The 14,121-nt window shown below is 58.0% G+C and carries 15 protein-coding genes, 1 tRNA gene and 1 pseudogene; 13 read left to right on the top strand and 4 right to left on the bottom strand.

The window, feature by feature from the left end; all coding sequences use genetic code 11:
• A partial coding sequence (locus tag GA0061102_RS29420; RefSeq protein ID WP_208858657.1) for a transposase occupies positions 1-238 on the top strand: 238 nt, incomplete at its 5' end.
• Between the two features lie 168 nt (positions 239-406).
• Here the strand turns inward: GA0061102_RS29420 and GA0061102_RS29415 are convergent.
• Positions 407-658 (bottom strand): GlsB/YeaQ/YmgE family stress response membrane protein, encoded by a 252-nt coding sequence (locus GA0061102_RS29415; protein WP_004118854.1) that lies wholly within the window; start codon positions 656-658, stop codon positions 407-409.
• 371 nt (positions 659-1,029) lie between these two features.
• Here GA0061102_RS29415 and GA0061102_RS29410 point away from each other — a divergent pair.
• From GA0061102_RS29410 to GA0061102_RS29400, 3 genes are all read left to right on the top strand, one after another.
• A tRNA-Lys gene (locus GA0061102_RS29410) sits at positions 1,030-1,105 on the top strand.
• Positions 1,106-1,643: 538 nt separating this feature from the next.
• Entirely contained in the window at positions 1,644-2,012 is a 369-nt protein-coding gene (locus GA0061102_RS29405; RefSeq protein ID WP_245298177.1) for a hypothetical protein, read from the top strand.
• A 559-nt stretch (positions 2,013-2,571) separates the two neighbouring features.
• The gene (locus tag GA0061102_RS29400) at positions 2,572-2,859 is read left to right on the top strand and encodes a hypothetical protein (protein ID WP_139115122.1); all 288 of its coding nucleotides are present in this window, start codon (positions 2,572-2,574) and stop codon (positions 2,857-2,859) included.
• Positions 2,860-2,957: 98 nt separating this feature from the next.
• Here the strand turns inward: GA0061102_RS29400 and GA0061102_RS32750 are convergent, their stop codons facing one another.
• Positions 2,958-3,173 carry a hypothetical protein gene (locus GA0061102_RS32750; protein ID WP_139115121.1) on the bottom strand — a complete coding sequence of 72 codons (216 nt, stop codon included), beginning with the start codon at positions 3,171-3,173 and terminating at the stop codon, positions 2,958-2,960.
• A 378-nt stretch (positions 3,174-3,551) separates the two neighbouring features.
• Positions 3,552-3,845, bottom strand: coding sequence for a PsiF family protein (locus tag GA0061102_RS29395; protein ID WP_092855773.1), 294 nt, complete (start codon positions 3,843-3,845; stop codon positions 3,552-3,554).
• 271 nt (positions 3,846-4,116) lie between these two features.
• Between GA0061102_RS29395 and GA0061102_RS29390 the strand changes: the two genes are divergently transcribed.
• Positions 4,117-4,869 (top strand): cytochrome c biogenesis CcdA family protein, encoded by a 753-nt coding sequence (locus GA0061102_RS29390; RefSeq protein WP_092855771.1) that lies wholly within the window; start codon positions 4,117-4,119, stop codon positions 4,867-4,869.
• Between the two features lie 50 nt (positions 4,870-4,919).
• A pseudogene (locus GA0061102_RS29385) lies at positions 4,920-5,126 on the top strand (AEC family transporter); the annotation flags it as partial.
• On the opposite strand, the gene GA0061102_RS29380 reads toward GA0061102_RS29385, so the two are convergent.
• Positions 5,103-6,305 (bottom strand): UbiH/UbiF family hydroxylase, encoded by a 1,203-nt coding sequence (locus GA0061102_RS29380; protein WP_092855769.1) that lies wholly within the window; start codon positions 6,303-6,305, stop codon positions 5,103-5,105. The pseudogene GA0061102_RS29385 and the gene GA0061102_RS29380 overlap by 24 nt on opposite strands.
• A 213-nt stretch (positions 6,306-6,518) precedes the next feature.
• Here GA0061102_RS29380 and pcsA point away from each other — a divergent pair, with 213 nt between their 5' ends.
• The 7 genes from pcsA to ytfQ all read left to right on the top strand — a co-directional run bounded on the left by pcsA (position 6,519) and on the right by ytfQ (position 14,099).
• The gene (pcsA, locus tag GA0061102_RS29375; RefSeq protein ID WP_092855767.1) at positions 6,519-7,244 is read left to right on the top strand and encodes a phosphatidylcholine synthase; all 726 of its coding nucleotides are present in this window, start codon (positions 6,519-6,521) and stop codon (positions 7,242-7,244) included.
• Between the two features lie 11 nt (positions 7,245-7,255).
• On the top strand, positions 7,256-8,239 hold the full coding sequence (locus tag GA0061102_RS29370; RefSeq protein WP_092855766.1) for a quinone oxidoreductase family protein: 984 nt from the start codon (positions 7,256-7,258) through the stop codon (positions 8,237-8,239).
• A gap of 41 nt (positions 8,240-8,280) precedes the next feature.
• Positions 8,281-9,855, top strand: a complete 1,575-nt coding sequence (locus GA0061102_RS29365) for an ABC transporter ATP-binding protein (RefSeq protein ID WP_092855765.1) — start codon at positions 8,281-8,283, stop codon at positions 9,853-9,855.
• The gene (locus tag GA0061102_RS29360; RefSeq protein ID WP_092855764.1) at positions 9,845-10,945 is read left to right on the top strand and encodes an ABC transporter permease; all 1,101 of its coding nucleotides are present in this window, start codon (positions 9,845-9,847) and stop codon (positions 10,943-10,945) included. The genes GA0061102_RS29365 and GA0061102_RS29360 overlap by 11 nt, the downstream gene beginning before the upstream one ends.
• Complete coding sequence (locus tag GA0061102_RS29355; protein WP_092855763.1) at positions 10,942-11,862, top strand: ABC transporter permease; 921 nt, start codon at positions 10,942-10,944, stop codon at positions 11,860-11,862. The genes GA0061102_RS29360 and GA0061102_RS29355 overlap by 4 nt, the downstream gene beginning before the upstream one ends.
• A 53-nt stretch (positions 11,863-11,915) precedes the next feature.
• The gene (locus GA0061102_RS29350) at positions 11,916-12,992 is read left to right on the top strand and encodes a BMP family ABC transporter substrate-binding protein (protein WP_092855786.1); all 1,077 of its coding nucleotides are present in this window, start codon (positions 11,916-11,918) and stop codon (positions 12,990-12,992) included.
• A gap of 144 nt (positions 12,993-13,136) precedes the next feature.
• A complete protein-coding gene (gene ytfQ, locus GA0061102_RS29345; RefSeq protein ID WP_092855762.1) occupies positions 13,137-14,099 on the top strand; it encodes a galactofuranose ABC transporter, galactofuranose-binding protein YtfQ in 963 nt (320 codons plus the stop codon).
• Positions 14,100-14,121 lie beyond the last annotated feature (22 nt).

The raw sequence follows: 14,121 nt of genomic DNA, 5'->3' as shown, positions 1-14,121 counted from the left end.
TGCCCGCGAGCGTACCGATGCCAACCGGCTCAAGCCCTGGGGCAAGGCCATCTACAAACGACGGAAAGAGACGGTCGAGCGCTCGTTTGCCGACGCCAAACAGTTGCATGGTCATCGCTACGCGCGGTTCCGAAGTCTCATCCGGGTCCAATGCCAGTGCCTGATGGCCGCAGCCGCCCAGAACATCAAGAAGATCGCAATGGCCCTCACCAAGGCCAGCCAACCGAGCCCCGCATAAGCAGAGGGAATCTGAACGGCCCGTTCAAAACATCCAGTCAACCTCGAAACTCAACACAAAATAAAACCCCGCCAAAAAATGACGGGGTTTGTCAGCGGTCTGAAGGGAAGACATTCCGTCTTCCCTTCTCCTCGTCCCTGATGTGGACAACTTCGCCCGGATAGGCCGCTATCTCCTGATCAATCGACCGACGAAAATTAGAATGCACGCACCGACAAAACCCGTGATCAAGTAATTGATCAAAGCGCTGTTGAAAGGCAGCGTAAGGCCGACTTGCCTGAACAGCCAACTCGCAACGATTGCTCCGACAATACCGAGAACAATGTTCATGAAGATGCCGGTATTGCTCTTCATGATCATTTCAGCGAACCAGCCAGCAAGGCCACCAATGATAATTGCTGCAATCCAACCGACTTCCATAAGGTCCTCCTGAGACTCGGCGGGTTGTTCATATGCGTTAATATACACTAAAAACGATTCGCACCTCAAATCATTGCGAGGCGCGCGAGCGAATCCCTTCATTGCAATCCCGATTATTGAGGGAAATTGTTACGGTTGTTACGGCCGGGTGAAACTGAGTTGGTGCCCGCACAGCTTTTCTCACAGATTAGAATTTTCGGCTTGAGCCTGGTATCCCGGGAGTTTCGGAGGAAAGGCCGCTGTCTTGAGCATCTTGAGATGAGGAAAAGCATCTTTGAGCAGCTGCAACCTCAATTTATGGGTTGACCACAATGGGGCGTCTGCATATGTTCCGCGCACTTCCAGCCGGGGCGGAAACGCCCGCGGAGAGGGAGAGCGTAGCTCAGTCGGTAGAGCAACTGACTTTTAATCAGTAGGTCATGGGTTCGAATCCCATCGCTCTCACCATCGGACACTGCTATTGCCCTGATTTTCCCCAATATCTGCAAGATTCTGATACGGCGCCTTGTTGCTTCACGGTTGCTTATTGAAGATAATGCACGGTATGGATGTAGCGTCGAAACGCATCCGAGCTTCCCGGCCAAGGCGCTCTCCTTTGGTCTCGGTCCGCATAAGATAACTGCGCTAACAATCAGGTGACAAAGCAATCTTACAATTGCCCCATGGCAAGCCAGAGGGGTATATAGGGACCATGGAGTGGTGTCGTTCGCCTTGAGCGAATTCCCGCAATTGTTTCAGACTTTTGCTGTCGCTCGGAAACCACCTTCACTGACGAAATGGTGGTTGCATCCGCTGCGACGTGACTGGCTAAAGGTTTCGGTCCGCTAGTAAAATACCTGTCCTTGATGAGCCGATTGATAAAGACGATGGACGCGTGATGGAATTCTTGGCTGAGCTGTCTTCGTGGGAAATCTACGCAACCGTTTGCGGACTGTTGGGCATCCTCGGGATTGTGTTCGGTGCGATCATCAGGAAGAAAATTGCGATGGCCCCGAGCATCCTGCCTCTGCTCGCGATCGCCATGACGACGCCCGTGACCGAGCGGCTTGTTGTTCCGTATCTTACCGATCGCTATCCGGTTGTCTTCGCCAACAAGGATCTGCCCAAGAAAATCGATTCGCAAATCACGCTGAAGAAAATAGATCTGACGGATCGTATTTATAGCTATTTCTACGATTTGGACGTAGACGACGACTGGTTCGACGCTCCGCTCCTCAAATCGGCCCAACTCTCTGATCTATGTGATTTCCTACTGCCGAAATTCTCTTCCGGCGAAGCGTCCTTGGCCAATTATATCTACCAGTTCAAGGGCAAGGATTATTCCTTCTCGGTCGACAGCTCCGATTGCTCGTAAAGCTTCTGACCGAGCGCATTCGACACTAAAGGCATTTCGTAGTCGGACATTTGGCCTCTCGTTCCTGCAGACCGAGCGGCTGCGCTATCGCCGACAGCGCGACGATTGCCGCAATGGCGAGCCGAGCAAGCTTCCTCCTTTCGATTGAGGTCATGATCGAATTCCCTGCAAGCCTCCGAAACAGAAGCGCTCAGCTTCGCGATGTCCCACATTACCTTGCGTATCGTGATCCTGGACGACGCTAAAACTGTGGCGCGCCGCATGCCGGGCATGCGTCAGGCTCCGTTCATGCATGCGTATCTGCGCTTCTGGTGGTGGAAGGAGTGCGCCCGGCGGAAGGGGGGATAAGGCCCCCGTCGCCGGGCGCTGCGGAACGGCGCGGAGGTGCCGTTCCGCCGTCTCCGGTGCAGTGCGGGCGCCGGGGACAGGATGAAAACTCCCGGTGATATGAACACCGGTCCATGCTCTGAGGAATATACGCTGCCAACCGACGGATAGTTACAGCGCTCCGCATTATTTCAGAGGCGGCTTCCGTCTGCGGTTCTTTGCTTCGCAAAGAATGACCCGCAGCCTGAGAGCTTATCTGCCGCGCAACCTAATTAGAGGGGCAGTGTTTTCCTTGCGAATAACGGGAGAAGCAAATTGGCAAGCGATCAATCCAGCGCTCCAAGCGAAGACAAAGAAAACGAACAGCCGCTCGCAAAAATACAACGCAGCGAAGCGCGCAAGGCAAGAGAAGTCGCAAGAGCCGAACCGGAAGGGCGCGCTTGTCGCCGATCCACGCAACAGGCTGGTGAACGGAAAGCTCGATTCAGCAACCAAAGAGCTCAAGCCGAAGCGCAAATAACCGCCCAGGATCAGCGTTTGCCCGCGCCGGCTGCGATCGCGCTCCAGTGCTGGTCTCTGGCGCAGGCTGCCTCCTTGTGATCCTGATGCTGTCGAAATCTACGAATGCAAAGGCCCGGGCAACAGTCCCGTTTCCTCGCTATCTTTCGCGGCAACGGCCATGATCGCCAGAAGCACATATTCGCGTTTCCAGCCCGATTTCAGTGCGGCGGCAAGCAGACTTTCGATGGAAGGCTCAAGCGCAAAAAGGCAGGCCGCCATATATTGCGTGTGCGAGGTCTCTTCCGAAGGGGGAGGGTTTATGCCTGGTTTCAATTCGCAGCTCCGTTCACCGATTCAGCCAAACGGGAACAAGCTGTAATTTCGACAGGTTTCCTAGTTTTTTCTCGTTTGTTACGAAACGTTGCTCTCCGCCGGCAATTCTTTCTTCAACGGCTTCGGAGGCACCGTAATATTCAGCGCTGGATCACAGCCGAACATCCATGATGTCCATACCACCAACTGTGGCAAAGAGCGTTATGTCCGAGGTAGTCATCTAGATGTATAAACCCGCCGTTGTGATGACATTTCAATGTCATATGCGAGTATTTTCGTTCAGAATATTAAATCAAAAATCCAGTGGCGCCGCGATGATCAACTTTACCGCCATGACAACGGCAAAGTTGATCCTTGATGGACGCGAAATTTCAGTTCTTATGATTTTCCGCCATTCTTCTTGCAGTCGCTGCGGAACTTGGCGCGTGCTTTTCCATGCAGACCTTTGGCGTCAGCCTGTGCCGAGCATGCCTTGGAAACGGCTGTCTGAGCGGGTTTCATCGCCTTCGGCGCAGTCATCGTCTTTGGCGTTGTCGTGGTGGTCGTTGCAGGAGCTGTCGTTGTTGTAGTGGGTTTCGTCGTCGTGGTGCTGGGCGTCGCTGTTTGCGCCATGGCGCTTACGCTGAAAAGTGCGGCAAAGGCTGCAGTCGTGAGAATAGTAACGAATCGCATGGGGGTATTTCCTCCGCTAACTACTTGGGTCGAATGCACGTTGTTGGACGAACAGTGCCAGCTTGAACCAATATTTTAGCAAAAGCAATTCGTTCGTTGGACTGCTCTGCGGCCGTTGGTCGCGCCCTGTGTCCGCCAAGTTGGAGTGATCTGGCCGCTGCTCAATTGCCTTTCTGGAGGCGTTTCGTATCTGCTCCACTCGAAAAGGTGATTGGCTTTCCGGCAGTCGCAACGCTAGGAAGAGGGCGAAATGACATAGCCGGAGTCCATCGTGTCGCTTGCCGATATTTCGATCCTGAGTGCCTTGATTGCGGGCGCCCTTTCGTTTCTCTCGCCCTGCGTGCTGCCGCTTGTGCCGCCCTATCTCTGTTACATGGCCGGGATTTCCGTGGAGCAGTTTCGCGGCGGCAGCGCGGCTGTGGCCGCAGGACCTGGTGTACGCAGCAATGTGCTGATCTCGGCACTGTTCTTCACGTTGGGATTTGCGACGGTATTCGTCGCGCTAGGTGCCGGCGCTTCCTCGATCGGGATGCTGCTGCGTCAGCATCTCGATATTCTGGCGAAGATTGGTGGGCTCATCATCGTTGTCATGGGATTGAACTTCCTTGGCGTTTTCCGCATCGGCATTCTCGCTCGCGAGGCGCGCTTCCAGAGCGGCGGCAAGCCTGCGACGTTGACCGGCGCCTACATCATGGGGCTTGCCTTCGCCTTCGGCTGGACGCCCTGCATCGGCCCCGTGCTTGGGGCGATCCTCGGCGTTGCCGCGTCCCGCGAAACGGTTGGCGCCGGTGCTGGCCTGCTCGCCGTCTATTCGCTCGGGCTTGCCATTCCGTTCTGGATCGCCGCGGGCTTTTCCGGCGCGTTCATGCGCTTTCTCTCCCGTTTCCGTCGCCATCTCGGTACGGTCGAGAAGGTCATGGGTGGGCTTTTGGTGCTCACTGGTCTCGCCTTCATCTTCGGTTATGTCAGCGACATGGCGATCTGGTTTCAGCAGACCTTTCCTATCCTGATGAAAATCGGTTAAGCCGGGGGGGGCGGGTGCGACTTATTTCGCCTTCGTTTCCCTCGGCAGGCTTCGATCCGATCTGGATCGAAGCGGCGATGCTGCTGGCAGCTTTGCCGACGGCAACGAACATCTTCGTCATCGGTCAGCAATATGGCGTTTGGCAGGAGCGGGCCTCCGCCATGATCCTCATCACCACGGTTTGCTCCGTGGTGACGGTTTTGCTGGTGCTGTATCTGATAAAATCGGGTGCCTTACCGGCGCAGCTTTTCCCGTAGCTTCGAGGATAGGTTGCCCAGGCCGCCACCGGGCTCGATGCCTTCGCGCATAACCAGGTTCCGAAGGGGAGCGAGCGCGGAAAGCACATGCAGCCCGGCGGCGCGCAACATCTGCACCGGCAGAAAATCGGAAAGAAGCGACCGGTTAAGGAGGTCGACGCTCGCTGTCCGGCTGATGACGTCGACGCGGCGCTTGCGGTCGAAACTGTCGCCGGCCGAGGCCGCGATGGGCTGATCCGGGCGGGCGCAGAGGATTTCCGACAGCGCCAATATATCACGCAGGCTCAGATTGAGCCCCTGAGCGCCGATCGGCGGAAAGACATGGGCGGCTTCGCCGATCAGCGCAGCCCGGCCTTTGCCGAAGCGATAGGCCGTCATTCCGGAGAGCGGCCACACCTGGACATTGTCCTCGATCGTCACCCGGCCGAGCATCGATTGCATGCGCTCCTCGACCAGCCTGCCCAGCTCTTCGAGCGATTTTTCGGCATTGGCCGCGGCTTCCGCCGGCTTCTGCACCCAGACGAGGCTGGAGCGGTTGCCCGGCAGGGGCACTTGCGTGAAAGGGCCGCTTTCGGTGTGAAATTCTGTCGATATGTTCTGGTGCGGCAAAGAGTGCGCAAAGTTCAAAACCGTGGCCGATTGCGGATAGGACCAGCCCTTGACCTTGATGCCCAAGATTTCCCGCACCATCGAATTGCGGCCGTCGCTGCCGACGACGAAGGCGGCTTCGATCGACTGACCGTTGTCGAGCATAATCGTCACGCCATCGTCGCGAAAGGTGACTTCCGAGGCGGTGGCTTCAACGCGGCTGATATTGCCTTCCGTTTCGATGGCTTTGCTGAGATTGTCGAGCAGGACTGCATTTGGAATGTTGTAGCCGAATGCATCGAGGCCGATTTCAGACGATCGGAACGAGACGGTCGGAGCCCGCAAAAGCCGCGACGTGCCGTCGATGATGCGCATTGTCGTCAACGCGGCCGTCGAAGGTGCGATCTTGTCCCATAGCGTCAGGCGCTCGAGAAAGCGGATCGATTGATCCATGAGCGCCGTCGTCCGCTTGTCGGCTTTGTTATGCGGCGCAGCAACGAGGGCGACGGATCGTCCACCGCGCGCCAGCGCGAACGCTGCGATCATGCCGGCCAAGCCACCGCCGATGACGGCCACTTCAATCTGCTTCATTATCGATGCCTCAATTGCCTATCATTCTGAAAATAAGCTCTTAGCCTGTTGAAATCCATGGGATGAAACATCGCAGCGGGTGAAAATGACAGCAACTCGCGCTAGCGTGCTGCGATGAACGCTTTTGCGCTGGCGGTAGAGACCAAAGGATGCATATTAGCAAGAAAAATCGCCTGCCTGGGTAGGCCCAAAAACTGACGAGTCGTGGGGCGGATGAAAATCTTCAAGTACAAGCGGGTGCCTTATGCGGAGATTCGTGCCTTCTCCGTTCATATATTGACGGCATCCGGGTCTTTCCTTGCCTTTCTCGGTGTCGTCGCGGCCTCGGAGCATCGTTTTGTCGATATGTTCTGGTGGCTTGGCCTGGCGCTGCTGGTCGACGGCATCGACGGGCCGATCGCCCGCAAGGTTCGGGTCAAGGAAGTTCTTCCCAATTGGTCCGGCGACACGCTCGATAACATCATCGACTACGTGACCTATGTACTGCTGCCGGCCTTCGCGCTCTATGAAAGCGGCATGATCGGCGAACCTTTGTCGTTCGTCGCCGCAGGCATGATCGTGGTCTCCAGCGCCATCTATTACGCCGATACCGGCATGAAGACGGAGGAGTATTTCTTCTCCGGATTCCCGGTGGTCTGGAACATGGTGATATTCACACTCTTCGTCATCGATGCCAGCGCCACGACCGCCATGATCCTCGTCGGCATTTCGGTTGTCCTGACTTTCCTGCCGATCAACTTCTTGCATCCCGTGCGCGTCAAGCGGTTGCGGCCGCTCAATCTCGGCATATTCCTGTTCTGGTCGGCGCTTGGCATCTACTCGCTACTGATGAATTTCGTCATGCCGCAATGGGCGGTTGTCCTCTTCATCATCAGCGGTATCTATCTTTATTGCATCGGCGCCGTACTACAATTTTTCCCGTCCCTTGGGCGCCAATAGGATTGCTAGCCATGAAGAAGACCAAGGTCATTCGAATCCACGAAAACGGCGGTCCGGAAGTCATGAAGCTGGAGGAGGTGGATCTGCCGTCTCCAGGCGCCGGCGAGGTGCAGATCCGCCATGCAGCGATCGGCCTGAATTTCATTGACGTCTATTTCCGCTCCGGTCTCTACAAGGCGCCGCAGTTTCCGCTCTCGCTCGGCAAGGAAGCCGCCGGAACGATTACCGAAGTCGGGCCTGGCGTTTCGGATTTCGCCGTCGGAGATCGCGTGGCCTATGTCGGCAGCGACGGTGCCTACAGCGTCGAACGCAACATCGAGACCCGCTATCTGGTCAAGGTGCCCGACGATATCCCGCTCGAAACCGCGGCATCGATGATGCTGAAGGGCATGACGGCCGAATATCTGCTGAACCGCACCTTCAAGGTCGGCCCCGGAACGACGCTGCTGTTTCATGCGGCCGCCGGCGGCGTCGGCCTGATTGCCGGCCAATGGGCCAAGGCGCTCGGAGCAGGCACCGTCATAGGCACCGCCGGTTCTGCTGAAAAGGTCGAGCTGGCACTGGCGCATGGCTACGATCATGTCATTGACTACAGCAAAGAGAGTTTCGCCGATCGTGTCCGCGAAATTACCGGCGGCAAGGGCGTCGATGTCGTTTACGATTCGGTCGGCAAGGACACTTTCCCGCATTCGCTCGATTGCCTGAAGTCGCGTGGCATGTGGGTGACCTTCGGTCAATCGTCCGGCCCGATCGAGAATTTCAACCTTGCCATCCTTAACCAGAAAGGTTCGCTTTTCGCGACGCGTCCAAGCCTTTTTGCCTATGTCGGCACACCAGAAGAGTTGAGAGCTAGCGCTGGGGCATTATTTGCTGTTGTGCAAAGCAATAAAGTGCGTATCAATATTCATCAGACTTATCCGTTAAGCGATGCGGGGCGCGCGCACGCGGATTTGGAAGCCAGAAAAACGAGTGGAACTACACTACTGATCCCATAGATCCGTAAAGGGCAGGACGGTGGGAAGGAAATGAGGGGAACGTGTCGTCATCCGATGTACCGGCAGCCGGTGCACTATTGTCGGTTCGCAAGCTAACGAAGCTATTCGGCAGTTTTGCTGCCTGCAACGAAATCGATCTGGAAATCCAACCGGGCGAAATTCACGCGCTGCTTGGCGAGAACGGCGCCGGTAAGTCCACATTTGTGAAGATGCTGTTCGGCGTGCTTGAGCCGACGCATGGGGAAATCGTCTGGCAGGGGAAGCCCGCCGGGATCGATTCTCCGGGCACGGCGCGCAAGCTCGGCATCGGCATGGTGTTCCAGCACTTTTCGCTGTTCGAGGCGCTGACGGTTGCGGAAAACATCGCGCTGTCGCTCGACAGCAAGATCCCGATTGCAAAAATATCGGAGGAAGCCGCCAGGCTGTCGCACGCTTATGGCTTGCCTCTCGATCCGAATGCGCATGTCGCCGATTTGTCCGTCGGCGAGCGGCAGCGCATCGAAATCGTCCGCGCGCTGCTGCAGAATCCCAAGCTGATCATTCTCGACGAGCCGACTTCCGTGCTGACGCCGCAGGAAGCCGACCGGATGTTCGAGACCTTGTTCCAGTTGCGGGACGAGGGACGTTCGGTGCTTTACATCAGTCACCGCCTCGAGGAAGTGCAGCGCATCTGTTCGCGCGCTACGGTGCTTCGCCACGGAAAGGTGACCGGCGCCTGTAACCCTCGGCAGGAAACGACGGGTTCTTTGGCCCGCATGATGGTCGGCAGCGATGTCGCCAGCGTAAAACATGAGGGACTTGGAAAGACGGGCGACATCCAGTTGGAAGTCGCAGGCCTCTCCGCCCCGGCGCGCACCCCCTTTGCCATGTCGCTGAAGAATGTTTCGCTGCGCGTTCGTGCCGGTGAAGTTCTCGCGATCGCAGGGGTTGCCGGCAATGGGCAGGGCGAGTTGTTCGATGTCATTTCCGGCGAATATGCCGTGCCGTCCGACAATCTGGTCCATGTCCGCGGCAAGCCTGTGGGGACCAAGGGCATCAATGCACGTCGTTTGCTGGGCGCCGGTTTCGTGCCGGAGGAGCGCCATGGCCATGCTGCCGTTTCCGCGCTGAAGCTGTCGGACAATCTTGTGCTTGCCCGCAATCAGTCGGATCGCAAGACGTTTCTGAGCGGCGGCTTCCTCAAGATTATCAGGCACGGCATTGTCAAGCAGGCTGCCAAGCGGATCTGCGAAGCGATGGATGTGCGCAAGAGCGGCGAGGATCCCGCCGCCGGCGCGCTTTCCGGCGGCAATCTGCAGAAGTTCATTGTCGGCCGGGAGCTGGATCGGCAGCCGAGCGTGCTGGTCGTCAATCAGCCGACCTGGGGCGTGGACGCAGGTGCTGCCAGCCGCATCCGTCAGGCCCTGGTCGATCTCGCCCGTGACGGCTCCGCCGTGCTCGTCATCAGCCAGGATCTCGATGAGATTTTCGAAGTCGCGACCGATATCGCCGTCATCTCGGAAGGGCGCCTGTCGCCGTCCTATCCTGCCGGTGAACTCACCCGCGAAAAGATCGGCCTGTTGATGGGCGGTCTGCATGATTCCAAGACGCATTCGGAGCCCGCGCATGCGCATTGAACTCGAAAAGCGCCCGCAGGTCTCGAAACTGTTCGGCATCGTGTCGCCGTTGCTTGCCCTCGCATTGGCGCTGATCGCCGGTACGATCATGTTCGCAGTGATGGGCAAGGACCCCGTGGAGGCGCTCGATGCCTTCTTCGTCCAGCCTCTGCTGGAGGTATGGTCGCTGCACGAGCTGGCGATCAAGGCTGGTCCACTGATCCTGATCGCCGTCGGCCTGTGCGTCTGCTACCGCTCCAACAACTGGAATATCGGTGCGGAAGGACAGTTCACCATGGGGGCGGTCGCCGGATCCTTCATCCCGATCATCTTCACTGATTGGCATTCGCCGATAGTCCTGCCGCTGATGTTGATCGCCGGTGCCATCGGCGGTGCGCTCTATGCGGCCATTCCGGCATTGCTGAAGGCACATTTCAACACCAACGAAATCCTGACGAGCCTGATGCTCGTCTATATCGCCCAGCTCTTCCTGGATTGGCTGTCGCGTGGGCCATGGCGGGATCCGCAGGGCCACAACTTTCCGCAGAGCATAGATTTTCCGCCGGAGGCAGTGCTGCCGACGATCGTGCCGACAAGTTGGGAAGATATCGCCGGACGCGCGCATTGGGGTATCGTCTTTGCCGTCGTTGCGGCAATTCTCGCCTGGTTCCTGATGAAATATACGCTGAAGGGCTTTGAGATAACCGTGCTCGGACAATCGGCACGAGCAGGGCGATTTGCAGGATTCTCCTCGCGGAAAATGGTCTGGTTCGCCTTCCTCCTGTCCGGCGCGCTCGCAGGCCTTGCCGGCATATCCGAGGTTTCGGGCTCGATCGGCCATCTGCAGCCGGCGATCTCGCCGGGCTACGGCTTTACCGCCATCATCGTTGCCTTCCTCGCGCGTCTCAACCCGCTCGGAGCCATCCTGTCCGGCCTGGTCCTGGCGTTGACCTATCTCGGCGGCGAAGCGGCGCAATTGTCGCCTGGGATATCAGCCAAGGCGGCGAGCGTCTTCCAGGGGCTCCTGCTGTTTTTTGTGCTCTCCTGCGATACGCTGATCTATTATAAGATCCGCCTGGTCTGGTCGCGCGTTCGGGGAGGTGCTGCATGAGCGTCTTTGTAGCGATCCTCCTGACGATCATCACCGCGTCGACGCCGCTCGTCATTGCTGGTCTCGGCGAGCTGGTGGTGGAGCGGTCCGGGGTGCTCAATCTCGGCGTCGAAGGCATGATGATCATCGGTGCGGTTGCCGCCTTCGTCGGTGCGCAGCTGAGCGGATCGCCCTATGTCGGCCTCCTCGTCGGTATCGCGGCGGGCGCGCTGTTTTCGCTATTGTTCGGCTTCCTAACGCTGACACTGGTGACGAACCAGGTGGCGACGGGCCTGGCTCTGACCATCCTCGGCCTTGGCCTCTCGGGCATGATCGGCGAGGGCTACGTCAGCGTGCCCGGCGTGCAACTGGGAGAGATCGTTTTCCCGTTGCTGTCGGATATCCCGTTTCTCGGCCCGGTCTTGTTCAAGCAGGACCTGACCTTCTATCTCTCGATCGCGCTGCTGATCGGCGTCAACTGGTTCCTCTTCCGCAGCCGTGCCGGCCTGAAGCTCCGCGCTGTTGGCGATAGCCATGGTTCTGCCCATGCGCTCGGTATCGACGTCATTCGCACGCGCTATCTCGCCATCATGTTCGGTGGTGCCTGCGCCGGGCTTGCCGGCGCGCAACTGTCGCTGGTCTACACGCCGCAATGGGTCGAGAACATGTCTGCCGGCCGTGGCTGGGTGACGCTGGCTTTGGTCGTCTTTGCATCCTGGCGGCCGCTGCGCGTCCTGGCAGGCGGCTATCTCTTCGGTGCGGTGACGATCCTGCAGTTTCATGCACAGGGCTTCGGCGTCGGCATTCCCTCGCAGTTTTTGTCGATGCTGCCCTACGCATCGACTATTGTGGTTCTCGTCATCATCTCTCAAAATCGCCGCGCGACACTGATCAACACGCCAGCTTCGCTCGGCAAGGCCTTCGTTCCGGAGCGCTAATGGCAACGACCGGACGGATTTCAGCAAAACATGCCAAACCAACAGAGGTAACCATGAAGAAACTAGCACTTGCACTCGCCACGACAGCTGCTGCCATCGTTGGTTTCGCTGCTGCCGCCGAAGCGGCGCCGACCAAGGTCTGCTTCGTCTATGTCGGTTCTCATACGGACGGCGGTTATTCGCAGGCGCACGATCTTGGCCGCCAGCAAGTCCAGAAGGAATTCGGCGACAAGATCGACACGCCTTATCTCGAAAACGTACCGGAAGGCCCGGATGCGGAGCGTGCCATCGAGCGTCTCGCCCGTTCCGGCTGCTCGCTGATCTTCTCCACCTCGTTCGGCTTCATGGATGCGACCGTCAAGGTTGCCGCCAAGTTCCCGAAGGTGAAGTTCGAGCATGCGACCGGCTTCAAGAGCGGCCCCAACCTCGCGACCTACAACTCGCGCTTCTATGAAGGCCGTTACATCCTGGGTCAGATCGCCGCCAAGATGTCGAAGAACCATGGTGCTGCCTACATCGCGTCCTTCCCGATTCCGGAAGTCGTGATGGGCATCAACTCCTTCGAGCAGGGCGCCCGCTCCGTCGATCCGAGCTTCAAGCTCAAGGTCGTCTGGGTCAACACCTGGTTCGATCCCGGCAAGGAGGCCGACGCCGCCAAGGCCATGGTCGACCAGGGTGTCGATATCCTGACGCAGCACACCGACACGACAGCGCCGATGCAGGTTGCCCAGGAGCGTGGGATCCATGCTTTCGGTCAGGCGTCCGACATGATCGCCGCCGGCCCGAAGGCACAGCTGACCGCCATCGTCGATACCTGGGGCAACTACTACTCCAAGCGCGTTCACGCGCTGCTCGACGGCAAGTGGAAGTCCGAGCAGAGCTGGGACGGCCTGAAGGACGGCATCCTGAAGATGTCGGACTATACCAACATGCCTGACGACGTGAAGAAGATGGCTCAGGAAACCGAAGCCAAGATCAAGTCCGGCGAGATCGCGCCCTTCACCGGCCCGATCAACAAGCAGGACGGCACGCCCTGGCTGAAGGCAGGCCAAAAGGCCGACGACGGCACGCTTCTCGGCATGAACTTCTACATCGAAGGCGTCGACGACAAGCTGCCGGCTTCGAAGTAATCGCAGCCAAATAGCCAAAGTTGAGAAAGGGCGCCTTCGGCGCCCTTTTTTTGTTGCGCTGCATCAACGAATGCCGATTTACAAAAGTATTACTATATGATTTTTTAACCGCGGGCCTGAGGAGATGGCCTTTGGGAGATAATCATGAAGTTGAAGACCGCACTTATCAGTGCCACGATTCTTGCTGCCTGCATGTTTACGTCCGCGTCGGCAAAGCAACTTGTTGTCGGCTTCTCGCAGATCGGTTCGGAGTCTGGCTGGCGCGCCGCCGAGACGACGCTGACGAAGCAGGAAGCTAAAAAGCGCGGCATCGATCTCAAATTCGCAGATGCGCAGCAGAAGCAGGAAAACCAGATCAAGGCGATCCGGTCGTTCATTGCCCAGGGTGTAGATGCGATCCTGCTCGCGCCCGTCGTCGAGACCGGCTGGGACGCTGTGCTGAAGGAAGCCAAGGAAGCCAAGATCCCCGTCATCCTGCTTGACCGCACGGTCAATGGGCCGAAGGATCTTTATCTGACGGCTGTCACGTCCGACCTGGTTCATGAGGGCAAGGTTGCCGGCGACTGGCTCGTCAAGACGGTCGGCGACAAGAAGTGCAATATCGTCGAGCTGCAGGGAACGACCGGTTCCTCGCCGGCCATCGCCCGCAAAAAGGGCTTCGAAGAGGCCGTCAAGGGCCATGACAACTTGAAGATCGTCCGCAGCCAGACGGGCGATTTTACCCGCGCCAAAGGCAAGGAAGTCATGGAAAGCTTCCTGAAGGCTGAGAATGGCGGCAAGAATATTTGTGCGCTCTATGCCCATAACGACGATATGGCCGTCGGTGCTATCCAGGCGATCAAGGAAGCTGGCCTGAAGCCGGGCAAGGACATCCTGACCGTGTCAATCGATTCGGTTCCGGATCTCTTCAAGGCCATGGCTGCCGGCGAAGCGAACGCAACCGTGGAACTGACCCCGAACATGGCAGGCCCCGCCTTCGACGCGCTCGACGCCTATCTGAAGACCAAGAAGGAGCCGCAGAAGTGGATCCAGACGGAATCGAAGCTCTATACCCAGGCTGACGATCCGCAGAAGGTCTACGAGCAGAAGAAGGACCTCGGCTACTGAGGCGAAAGCCGATCGCACCGGA

Source organism: Martinezella miluonensis, from assembly GCF_900094545.1.
GTDB classification, from domain to species: Bacteria; Pseudomonadota; Alphaproteobacteria; order Rhizobiales; family Rhizobiaceae; genus Rhizobium; species Rhizobium miluonense.
The sequence above is the reverse complement of the archived record's forward strand: the minus strand, read 5'-3'. Positions and strand labels throughout refer to the sequence as shown.